The sequence below is a fragment of the Asanoa siamensis genome, assembly GCF_016862555.1.
GTDB lineage: Bacteria > Actinomycetota > Actinomycetes > Mycobacteriales > Micromonosporaceae > Asanoa > Asanoa siamensis.
The window spans coordinates 1-11,402 of record NZ_BONE01000140.1; the positions used below are offsets into that span (position 1 = coordinate 1).

Annotated in this window: 8 protein-coding genes; 6 read left to right on the forward strand and 2 right to left on the reverse strand. The window is 72.1% G+C overall.

What is annotated here, in order from left to right; translation table 11 throughout:
- The first annotated feature begins 83 nt into the window (after positions 1-83).
- Both Asi02nite_RS39770 and Asi02nite_RS39775 read left to right on the forward strand, forming a co-directional pair.
- Positions 84-1,175 (forward strand): mannose-1-phosphate guanylyltransferase, encoded by a 1,092-nt coding sequence (locus Asi02nite_RS39770; protein WP_203719228.1) that lies wholly within the window; start codon positions 84-86, stop codon positions 1,173-1,175.
- Positions 1,176-1,202: 27 nt separating this feature from the next.
- Entirely contained in the window at positions 1,203-2,240 is a 1,038-nt protein-coding gene (locus tag Asi02nite_RS39775; protein WP_203719229.1) for a hypothetical protein, read from the forward strand.
- Here Asi02nite_RS39775 and Asi02nite_RS39780 read toward each other — a convergent pair whose 3' ends face one another.
- Both Asi02nite_RS39780 and Asi02nite_RS39785 read right to left on the reverse strand, forming a co-directional pair.
- Positions 2,241-3,146, reverse strand: coding sequence for an ArsR/SmtB family transcription factor (locus tag Asi02nite_RS39780; RefSeq protein ID WP_239127676.1), 906 nt, complete (start codon positions 3,144-3,146; stop codon positions 2,241-2,243).
- Between the two features lie 767 nt (positions 3,147-3,913).
- Positions 3,914-4,927, reverse strand: coding sequence for a hypothetical protein (locus Asi02nite_RS39785; protein WP_203719231.1), 1,014 nt, complete (start codon positions 4,925-4,927; stop codon positions 3,914-3,916).
- Positions 4,928-5,017: 90 nt separating this feature from the next.
- Between Asi02nite_RS39785 and cofD the strand changes: the two genes are divergently transcribed.
- From cofD to Asi02nite_RS39805, 4 genes are all read left to right on the forward strand, one after another.
- Complete coding sequence (gene cofD / locus Asi02nite_RS39790; RefSeq protein ID WP_203719232.1) at positions 5,018-5,965, forward strand: 2-phospho-L-lactate transferase; 948 nt, start codon at positions 5,018-5,020, stop codon at positions 5,963-5,965.
- A 41-nt stretch (positions 5,966-6,006) separates the two neighbouring features.
- A complete protein-coding gene (locus Asi02nite_RS39795; RefSeq protein ID WP_239127678.1) occupies positions 6,007-7,344 on the forward strand; it encodes a coenzyme F420-0:L-glutamate ligase in 1,338 nt (445 codons plus the stop codon).
- Positions 7,345-7,481: 137 nt separating this feature from the next.
- Positions 7,482-10,031 carry a bifunctional FO biosynthesis protein CofGH gene (locus Asi02nite_RS39800; protein ID WP_203719233.1) on the forward strand — a complete coding sequence of 850 codons (2,550 nt, stop codon included), beginning with the start codon at positions 7,482-7,484 and terminating at the stop codon, positions 10,029-10,031.
- A gap of 838 nt (positions 10,032-10,869) precedes the next feature.
- Positions 10,870-11,133 carry a WhiB family transcriptional regulator gene (locus Asi02nite_RS39805; protein ID WP_089245306.1) on the forward strand — a complete coding sequence of 88 codons (264 nt, stop codon included), beginning with the start codon at positions 10,870-10,872 and terminating at the stop codon, positions 11,131-11,133.
- Positions 11,134-11,402 lie beyond the last annotated feature (269 nt).

Here is an 11,402-nt window from a genome sequence, read left to right on the forward strand (position 1 = left end):
TCTGGGCCTCGCCTCGCTCCGGCCCCCATGTCGAGACAGAGCCTTGCGCAGCCGTGGTTGCCCCGTTCGGGCATGATTGCCCGATGCACGCCGTCATCCTCGCCGGCGGCAGCGGCACTCGACTGTGGCCGCTGTCCCGTCTCCATCAGCCGAAGTTCCTCCATCCGCTGAGCGGCAGCCCGATGTCACTGCTGCAGGCGACGGTCGAGCGGGTGGCGCCGCTGGCCGGCCCGGATCAGACGGTGGTGGTGACCGGCGCCGCGCACGCCGCGTCGGTGGCCCGGCAGCTCACGGCGGTGCCCGAGGAGAACATCCTGGTCGAGCCGTCGGCCCGCGACTCGTGCGCCGCGGTCGGCCTGGCGGCGGCGCTGATCGCCCGCCGCTCACCGGAAGCGATCATGGGCGCCTTCGCGGCCGACCACCTGATCACCAACCCGGCCCGGTTCGTCGAGGTGGTCCGCGAGGCCGTGGCCGGCGCCGAGCGCGGGCTGCTGATGACGATCGCGATCAAGCCGACCCGGCCCGAGACCGGCTACGGCTACCTGGCCTGCGGCGACGAGGTCGGCCCCGGCCCGGTCCGGATGGTCGAGGCGTTCACGGAGAAGCCGGCGTACGAGGTGGCCAAGCGCTACGTCGAGGACGGCAACCACCTGTGGAACGCGGGCATGTTCGTGTGGCGGGTCGACGCGTTCCTCGCCGAGCTCGCCCGCCAGCAGCCGGCGCTGCACGAGGGCCTGTGCCGGGTCGCCGCCGCCTGGGACGAGCCCGACCGCGACGAGGTCCTCTCCACGACCTGGCCGACGCTGACCAAGATCTCGGTCGACTACGCGGTGATGGAGGGCGCGGCCGCGGCCGGCCGGGTCGGCACCGTGCCGGGCGACTTCGGCTGGACCGACGTCGGCGACTTCCAGACCCTGGGCGACGTGCTGCCCGGCGACTCGCGCGGCAACGTGGTGGTCGGCGGCAGCGGCGACAAGCCCGGCGTGCTGCTCCGCGACACCGACCGGCTCGTGGTCGTGCCGCAGTCGGGCCGCCTGGTCGCCGCGCTCGGCGTCGAGAACCTGGTGATCGTCGACACGCCCGACGTGGTCCTGGTCTGCGCCCGCGAGCGTTCCCAGGAAGTGAAGAAGCTGGTCGACGAGCTCAAGTCCCGTGGCGACGAAGGTTTCTGCTGACTCGTCAGGGTTCCTTAAGCTGATCTCATGACCGCCCCGTTGCGCCATGTGGAGTTGTCCGTCGCCGGCAACGAGGCCAGTGACCTGTTGCCGGTGCTCTCGCCGGAGTTGCTGGCGGCGCACGGCGCCCGCCGTGGCCTGTGGACGGTGCTCGACGAGGGCCCGGTCGAGGCCTGCGTCGCGCTGCTCGTGCAGGGGCACGACGGCGCCTGGGCCGCGCACCACCAGGGCTTCGACGCCGGGCACGAGGCCGGCCGCACCGAGGACGGCGAGGCGCTGGCGCACCGCGACGGCTGGGTCTACGTGGTCGGCTCGCACTTCGGCTCCAAGGCCGGCCCGCTGCGGCCCAAGCGCGCGTTCTTCGCCCGGTTCCGCGAGGCGGACGCCGCCCGCGGGGTGGTCAAGCTGCACGTGGTGCGCAACCAGTTCCGGTTGCACCGGGCGATCAACGACGCGCTGCTGGCGGCCGACATCAACCCGCTGCCGCCGGGCGAGCGGGTGCACCAGCGGTTCATCCGGGAAACCCAGATCCGCGGCGCGGCCAAGGCCAAGGGCTGGGTCGACCGGGTGGTGGCCGGCGACCTGCCGGTCAACGTGGAGGCCGCGGCGTTCACCCCCGCCGGCACGCTGCTGCTGGGCCTGCGCTTCCCGGTGACCCAGGACGGCGAGCCGATCCTGGTCGAGATCGGCGGGGTCGAGGGCATGTTCGACGCGGACCCGCGCAGTTGGCCCGCTGTCGTCCGGGCGTACGCGCTGACGGGTGTGACCCCGCCCGGCACACTGACGGGTTTCCGGGCCCTGACCGCGACGGACGCCGGCTTCGAGGCCGTGGTCGGGTCGATCGACGCGCTCGGCAAGGGCTCGGTGCTGCTCGACGACCATCCGACGGGCGGCGAGATCATGTGTACGCACGTGCGGTTCACCCTCGGCACCGGCACCCGGGTGGCCGGCGAGGTGGTCGAGGACCTGGCGCCGTTCCACAACGTCGAGGGCCTGGCGGTGCTGGACGGCGAGCACATCTACGTGACCGACGAGGACCACCGCATCGCGCTCTGGCACGACTAGCTATTCGAGCATCGCCCGCCCGAGCGGGGTCAGGGTGTGCAGCATCGTGCTGCCGTCGCGGCGGCTGACCAGCAGGCCCGCGTTGCGCAGCACGCCCGTGTGCTGGCTGGCGGCAGCCGCCGAGATGTGCAGCCGCCGGGCGATCTCGCCGGTCGAGCAGCCCGTGTCGACGACCTCCAGCACCCGCGCCCGCGTCCTGCCGAGCAGCGCGGCCAACGCGGCCCGTCGACCCGGTTCCGGTGGCTGGTCGAGCCCGCCGAGCCGCTCCACCGGGTAGACGAGGACCGGCGGCAGGTCAGGGTCGACAAGCGTGACCGGGGTACGCGCGCAGAAGAACGACGGCACGAGCAGCAGCCCGCGGCCGTCGAGGTAGAGGTCGCGGCTGACCGGATAGTGCCGGACCTCGAGAATGCGGCCGTCCCAGCGCATCGCCGGTTTGAGGCTGGCCAGCAGCCCGTCGGCGCCGTCGCTCAGCATGGCCCGGCCGCGCTGCCCGCGGTCGGCCTCGACGGCGCTCTCGATGCGGTTCCAGAAGGGCGCGATCGCCAGGCCGCGGTAGCGCTCCATCGAGTCGGTCAGCGCCAAGAGCGCGTCGGTCTCACCGCGGGCGAGCGCGGCGGCGCCGGTGGGCAGCCGGTTGTCCGCGGCCAGCAGGGTCAGGTCGCGGCGCAGGTTGGCGGCGGGGGTGGCCCGGATCGCGTCGAGCGCGGGCAACAGGCCGGCGCGGCTCTCGAACGGGGTGAGGAAGTCGGGGAAGTAGCCCTGCGGCGGGTTGAGTGCGAAGAGCAGCCGGTCGCCGTGGCGGGGGTCGTGCCGCAGCCCGTCGGTGACCCGCCGCCGCCAGCCGGCGAGCAAAGGATCGCGCTCGGGCCGCCGGGCCTGGAAGAGGTGCAAACTAAGGATCAATTCCCAAATCGGATCCGCCCGAGGCGCGACGCGGGTACGCGCCACGTCGTCTGGGGTGAAGTGGATCCGCAGCACGGCCTCGTCTGCTCCGCTCCGGGGGTTTGCGGCGTTCGTCCGTGCCGATGAGCGTACCGCTGACCTCGATGTTTCAGCGGTGCCTGAAAGTTGTCGCGTTCGGCGTGCGGGTTGGCCATGCTCGTGTTAACGCCCACATACCGCGGGCGGCACTGCCGTCCGGCCGGCTACCAACGAGGGCCCGCGAACTCGCGTCGTGGAGGTGCCGGCCGGACGTGCCCGCGCGTCGACCTTCCTCCCCAGGTCCGCGCTGCGGCACCACCCGTCGCGGCTGGGGGGCACGGCGGGTGGTGCCGCGCCCTCCCAACCCGCGCGCCAGGCCGGATCGAAAGCCGCAGGTTGCCGCGTGCATCGGTGCCGGAATTCGCTGCGCGACGCGGTGCGACGGTCTCGGCCAGGCCGGCGACGTGCCGGATGCGCGGGACTCGCCGGGGCGGGCGCTGGAGTGTGCTGCGCGGTGAGGGCCGGACGCAGGTGCGTCTTGCCGCTTGGTGGCGGCTCGGGCGTGGTTTGCCGGGCTTGGCGGTGTGGGATGCGCTGATGGGCGCCCGGACGCACGTGCGTGTTGCCGTCTGGCAGCGGGTCTGGCGTGGGTCTTTCGGGGACCGTCCCGGATATGCCGATGGGCAGTAGGTCGGCTTGCGCCAGGCCTACTGCCCATCGTTGGTCTTGCGGTTGGTTCTTGCGGTTGGTCAGCGCACGTCGGGCCGGGTCGGCTCGTCGGTGGGGGCCGCCGGCGGTGGGGCCGAGCCCGCGCTCGGCTGCTGGCTGGCCGGGTTGATCACCTGGGTCCGTTCGCCTTCCGGCGTGGGGATCGGTGCCGTCGGCGGGTCGACCTGGACGCCGGTGGTGGTCGGGGCCGGGCTTGCCGGGGCGGTGATCGTCTGGGTCGCCTGCGGTGCGCCCGTGGCGCCGGCGACCGGGGGCCACGTCGACGGCTCGGCCGAGGCTGACGGCGCCGGGCCGCCGGGCTGTCCGGGTGCCGCGGCCGGGCCGGCCGGCGGCTGAGCGGTCGGTGCGGCGGGGCCGCCGAAGCCGGGGGCCGCACCCGGGTACGCGGGCGGCGGCGGGTAGCTGGGCTGGCCGTACGGGTTCGGTGCGCCGTACCCCTGCTGTCCCTGACCTTGACCCTGTCCCTGGACCGGGCCGCCCATCGGGCCGCCGCCGGGTGGCGGGTAGCCCGCGGGTGCGCCGTAGAGGCCGGGCTGCGGCTTCGGGCGTGGCACGTAGTAGAGGGTCCGCCAGACCTTGTAGATCAGGAAGCCGGCCGCGGCGAAGATGGCGGTGTAGGCGATCCGGACCAACAGGCCCGTGAACGCGGCCCGGACCTCGCCGTCGACCAGCGAGCCGAACAGCCAGGCCAGCAGCGCGATGAGGCCGAACACGGCGGACACGGCGTACTCGGCGAGGGCCACCTGCGTGATCAGCTTCGCGCGCGGCACCGGCGGCTTGAGGTGTGTGGCCAACAGCACGGCCAGCAGCGGCAGGACGATCGCCTCGATGCCGACGAAGTCGAAGAAGCTTCCGCCGGCCCGGCTGGAGAATCCGACATTCGCCGAATACGGCACGAGAAGATCGATGAGCCCCACGAACAGCAGCACGGCGTTGGCGCCGACGAGGACGAGCGCGATCAGCTCGCGCCAGGGTTTGGTGATCTGGTTTGCCGAGGTCTGTTCATTCGACCCGGCCTCGGGTTGGGTGGTCACGGCTCCCCCTGGGGCGATGACGGAAGATGGCTTTCGTGAGCGTAGTCGCCCGGACGCCGGGAAACCGGCAGTGTAGGTAAGGATTGCGGGATGCACATCGTCGTTTTGGCTGGCGGTATCGGCGGGGCGCGTTTTCTCACCGGCGTTCGGGCATATGCCCGGTCCACCGGCGCCGAGGTGACCGCGGTGGTGAACGTCGGCGATGACGTCACCATGCACGGCCTGCGGATTTGTCCGGACCTCGACAGCGTCATGTATACCCTGAGTGGCGCCGCGGACCCAGAACGCGGTTGGGGTCGCGTCGGTGAGACGTGGGCGGTGAAGGACGAACTCGCTGCTTACGGCGCCGAGCCGAGCTGGTTCGGGCTGGGCGACAAGGACATCGCGACGCATCTCGTACGCAGTCAGATGCTCAACGCCGGCTACCCACTGTCAGCGGTGACCGAGGCGCTGTGCCAGCGCTGGGAACCAGGTGTGCGTTTGCTGCCAGCCACCGACGACCGGTTCGAGACCCACGTGGTCGTCGAGATCGACGGCGCCGAGAAGGCCATCCATTTCCAGGAATGGTGGGTACGCCATCGCGGCGAGGTGCCGACCAAGCGTTTCGTGTTCGTCGGCGCCGACACGGCCAAGCCGGCCGCGGGCGTGCTCGAGGCGCTTGCCACCGCCGATGTCGTGCTGGTCGCGCCGAGCAACCCGGTGGTCAGCGTCGGCCCGATCCTGGCTGTGCCGGGCCTGCGCGCGGCGCTGGCCGGCGGCCCGGCCGCGGTCGTCGGCGTCTCGCCGATCATCGGCGGCAGCCCGGTGCGCGGCATGGCCGACAAATGCCTGGCCGTGCTCGGTGTGCCGTGCACGGCGGCCGCGGTCGGTGCGCTGTACGGCGCCCGCAGCACCGGCGGCGTCCTCGACGGCTGGCTCGTCGACAGCGGCGACGCGGGCGCCTCGGTGCCCGGCGTCGCGGTGGCGGCGGTGCCGCTCTGGATGACCGACGAGCAGGCGACGGCCGAGATGGTCCGCGCGGCCATCGACCTGGTATGACAACGGCGGACGATCCAGCGGCGGGTGTCGGGGGAGTGGGCATGCGGCTCGAGGTGTTGCCGGTCGAGGGCATCGGCGACGTACGACCCGGCGACGACCTGGCGGCGGCCATCACCGCCGCCGCACCATGGCTGCGCGCCGGCGACGTGCTCGTGGTGACGAGCAAGATCGTGTCGAAGGCGGAGGGCAGCCTGGTCGACGTCCCGGTCGACGGCGACGAACGCGCCGCCGCCCGCGACGAGGTGCTCCGCGCGGAAACCGCCCGCCAGGTCGCCCGCCGCGGCCAGACCCGCATCGTCCAGACCCACCACGGCTTCGTCATGGCCTCGGCCGGCATCGACGCCTCGAACATCGACCGCGCCCATCTGGTGCTGCTGCCCAAGGACCCGGACGCCTCGGCCCGCGCGCTCCGCACCACGCTGCGCGAACGCCATGGCCTCGACGTAGCCGTCGTGATCTCCGACACGATGGGCCGCCCATGGCGCAACGGCCTCACCGACGTAGCCCTCGGCGCCGCCGGCATCCCCGCCATCCGCGACCACCGCGGCGAGGTGGACCCCTACGGCAACGAGCTCTCCATCACCCAGATGGCGGTGGTCGACGAACTGGCCGCGGCGGGGGAGCTGGTCAAGGGCAAGTGCGCCCAGGTCCCGGTAGCCGTCGTCCGCGGCTACCTCGACACCCCACTGCCACCCGCCGACGGCCTCGGCGCGGCCGTCCTGGTCCGCGGTGCCGACCAGGACCTGTTCTCCCTCGGCACCGCCGAGGCCCGCGCCGAAGGCTTGCGCGCGGCGGCCCGCCTGACAGTCACCAACCAGCCTCCTTTCCCGATCCTCGACGACATCGACACCCCGAAGGCGGTCGCCCGCGCGCTGGCGACCATCGCCCCGGTCACGACCGCGACCACCTTCGACGTGAACTCGCTCTCCGTGAGCCTGACCACGGCAAGCCCGACGTCCGAGGCTTGGCCCGCACAGCCCACTGACCTGACCGCACCCACCAACGTGACCGCAGCCCCAACCGAGCTGACCGCACCCCCCACTGAGCTGGCCCCACTGCCAACCGACTTGGCCGCAGCCCCCACCGCGCGGCCCGCGCCGCCCGCCGGGCCGACTGCGCCGCCCACCGCGCTGACTGCACCGACCACCGACCTGACCGACCCGGCCGAAGCCCTGCCAGCGGCGCCCGGGTCTGGGGAAGCGGGCCGCTACCAGATCGTCTGCCGGCCGGTCGACAGCACAGGCGGCGCAGCGCTCATCGCCCTCGGCATCGACGTGCAACGGCTCCGTGCCGCACTCGCCGCCGAAGGGCTCGGCTCCACGATGGAGACCATCGAGGACGGTGGTCACGGACCGCGCGTGGTGGTCACCGTCGGCTGAGGCAGGGCATGGTCGCTCATGCATGTTGGTAGCCGAAAGTGCCCCCGAGGTTCACGCTCCGCTTCAAGATTTTCTGGTCGGTGACCGCCGCCACCGAAGCTGTCGTACCGAGCGCCTACGCTTCAACGGTGGCTGATCTGATCCCGACCTCGCCCCCGTCGCCGACCGCGGCGAGCATCCGGCGGGCGCTGGCGCGCGCCGCCGACGGCAAGGCGCTAGACCAGGGCGAAGCCGCGGATCTCATGGCCGCCCGCGGCGACGCGCTCGACGAACTGCTGCGCATCGCCGGCGGCATCCGCGACGCCGGCCTACGCGACGCGGGCCGGCCGGGCGTCGTGACGTACTCCCGCAAGGTCTTCATTCCCTTGACCCGCCTATGCCGGGACCGCTGCCACTACTGCACCTTCGCGACGGTGCCGCATCGGCTGCCGGCCGCCTTCCTCGACCGCGACGAGGTGGTGGCGATCGCCCGTGAAGGCGCCGCGCAAGGTTGCAAGGAAGCGCTGTTCACGCTCGGCGACCGCCCCGAGGAGCGCTGGCCCGCCGCCCGCGAGTGGCTCGACGCGCGCGGCTACGACTCGACGCTCGACTACGTCCGCGCCAGCGCGATCGCCGTGCTCGAAGAGACCGGCCTGCTACCGCACCTCAACCCGGGCGTGCTGAGCTGGGCCGAGTTGCAGCGGCTCAAGCCGGTCGCGCCGAGCATGGGCATGATGCTGGAGACGACGGCGACGCGGCTCTGGTCCGACAAGAGCGGCCCACACTTCGGCTCGCCCGACAAGGACCCGGCGGTCCGGCTACGCGTGCTCGACGACGCGGGCCGGATCGGCGTGCCGTTCACCACGGGCATCCTGATCGGCATCGGCGAAAACCTGGTCGAACGCGCCGACTCGCTGTTCGCGATCCGCCGATCGAGCCGCGAGTACGGCCACATCCAGGAAGTCATCATCCAGAACTTCCGCGCGAAGCCCGACACGGCGATGCGCGGCATGCCCGACGCCGAGTTGCTCGACCTCGCCGCCACGATCGCGGTCGGCCGCATCATCCTCGGCCCCGGCGCCCGCATCCAGGCGCCACCCAACCTGATCGAAGGCGAATACGACCTGCTCCTACGAGCCGGCATCGACGACTGGGGCGGCGTCTCGCCGGTCACCCCCGACCACGTCAACCCCGAACGCCCCTGGCCGATGATCGACGAACTCGCCGCCCGATCGGGTGCGAGCGGTTTCACGTTGCGCGAAAGACTGACGATCTATCCCGAGTACGTCCGACGCGGCGACCCTTGGCTGGACCCGCGACTAGCGGAGCACGTGGCAGCGCTCGCGCAGCCTGCGACGGGGCTGGCCGCCGAGGGCGCGCTACCGGTCGGCCGGCCGTGGCAGGAGCCCGACGCGGCCTTCGTCCCTGGCGGACGCGTCGACCTGCACGAGACGATCGACACGACGGGCCGCACCACCGACCGCCGGGGCGACTTCGACTCCGTCTACGGCGACTGGTCCGAGGTGGCCGACCGCATCGCGCCCGAGGCGGTCGAGCTGAACAGCGGCGGTGCCGTCACGCCCGCTGGTGCGGTCGAGCGCCAACCGTCCGACGTACTCGAAGGCCTCCGCCTGGCCGCGACGGACCCGGCGGCGCTGCTCGACGAGCGCCACGAGGCGGCGGCCATGGCGCTGTTCACCGCCGACGGGTCGGCGCTCGACGAGCTCTGCCGGATCGCCGACGACGTCCGCCGCGACACGGTCGGCGACGACGTGACCTATGTCGTCAACCGCAACATCAACTTCTCCAACGTCTGCTACGTGGGCTGCCGGTTCTGCGCGTTCGCACAGCGCGAACGCGACGCCGACGCCTACCGACTATCCGTCGACCAGGTCGCCGACCGCGCCGAGGAAGCCTGGGCGGCGGGCGCCACCGAGGTCTGCATGCAGGGGGGCATCGACCCGAAACTGCCGGTCACCGCGTACGCCGAGATGGTCCGCGCCATCAAGCAGCGGGTGCCGGGCATGCACGTGCACGCGTTCTCCCCGATGGAGATCGTGACCGCCGCGGCGAAGGGCGGCATGCCCGTCCGCGAGTGGCTCGAGATGCTGCGCGACGCGGGCCTCGACACGATCCCCGGCACGGCGGCGGAGATCCTCGACGACGACGTGCGCTGGGTGCTGACCAAGGGCAAGCTACCGGCCGCGACGTGGGTCGAGGTCGTCTCGACGGCGCACGAGCTAGGCATCCGGTCGAGCTCCACGATGATGTACGGCCACGTCGACCACCCCCGCCAGTGGCTGGGCCATTTCCGGGTGCTGGCGTCGGTCCAGGACCGCACGGGCGGCTTCACGGAGTTCGTCGCGCTGCCGTTCGTGCACACGAACGCCCCGATCTACCTGGCGGGCATCGCCCGCCCTGGCCCGACGTGGCGCGAGAACCGGGTCGTCCACGCGATGGCCCGCCTGCTGCTGCACGCCCGCATCGACAACATCCAGTGCTCCTGGGTCAAGCTGGGCGACGAGGGCACGGTCGCGATGCTCAACGGCGGCTGCAACGACCTGGGCGGCACGCTGATGGAGGAGACGATCTCCCGGATGGCCGGCTCGGCCAACGGTTCGTCACGCACGGTCGACCAGCTCAAGTCGATCGCGAAGGCGGCGGGCCGCCCGGCCCGCGAGCGCACGACGGCTTACGGCCTCCGGTGAGCCGGGCCGGCGCGCACCGCGCCGGCGTCTGACCTTGGGCTGAGCCGGACCGGCACCGCGGCGTGCCGGCGCGGCAGCCTTCGGTCCTGCCGCCGGCGTGCGGTGATGTTCGGTCTCCGGCTGGGCGGGGACGGAGTGCGCGAAGCTGCGGGCGTTCGTTGGGTAGGCGCCGGTTGCGGGAGGGCTTGCGGCTTCGTTGGGCAGGCGGCGGCTGTGGGAAGGCCTTGCGGGCTTCGCGGAGCGGACGGCGAGTAGAGAAAGGCTCGGGCTCCGCTGAGCGAGTGCCCGGCCGGGACGCGTGCGGCCCACTCGAGGGCTGGCTCGATCGGTAGGACGAGGCGTCGTCGTCCTGATCAACCGGGCGGGCGAGTGCGTAGGACCCACTGTCGCGACCCTGCCGCGCGGGAGGGTTTTCGCAAGCGCCCGTACGGGGTACACGGGCGCGCCGCACCTCAAGATCCGCCCCTGGCGGGACGCTCACGACTGGGGGACTAGCGGAGCCCGGGTGGATCAAGGTACGTGTGTCATGGTTTGATTCTTTATGTGCGGTTGTGGCGGCGGAGCTGGTGGGAAAGTGGCCGATCGAGCGTTACTCGCCCGGGGTCTGGATCGGTAGGGACCCGAAGGACCACGGCGCCGTCCGCGAGTCGCCCACGGCGCGCCGGTGAGTGGGCCTATTTATCAGGTTCCGCTTGACGACGCACGCATTACACGCGTGTAATTTCAGTGGGGTCGTTCGAACGGGACATGACAAATCGGACCGTACGGGCGAAAAAGGTGGGCCTTCCGCGAGGGGGTTACGCCGGCCGTGCGCCGGCGTGCGAAAGGAGGCAACGTTATGGATGGTGGCCGTGTCGAGGTCGCCGACCTGCTGGGCAACGCGCCGGAGTGGCAGGAGCGAGCGCTCTGCTCGCAGACTGACCCCGAGGCGTTCTTCCCGGAGAAGGGCGGTTCGACCCGCGAGGCCAAGCGCATCTGCTCGCGCTGCGACGTCAAGGCCGAATGCCTGGAGTACGCGCTCGGTCACGACGAGCGCTTCGGCATCTGGGGCGGCCTGTCGGAACGCGAGCGGCGCAAGCTGAAGCGCCGCGTCGTCGCCTGACCGGGCGCTGCGGGGCGAGCAAGCCGCCGATCGGTGCGGAGGGGGAACCCGCCGAGGCGGCACAAGAACATACGGGGATCGAGGGCCATCATCGTCAGATGCGGGCCCTCGACCGCATCCAGGGCCGGAAACCACCGGAAGATCGGTTGGGGCCACCTTTGGCAATGTCCGCGCCCGTCGAGGTATGACCGACGCGGCCTGCGTGGGGTGCCGGCGTGCGTCGCGGGCTTGAGCGGCGGTGGTCCTCGACGCCGCGGCGATGGAGGGAC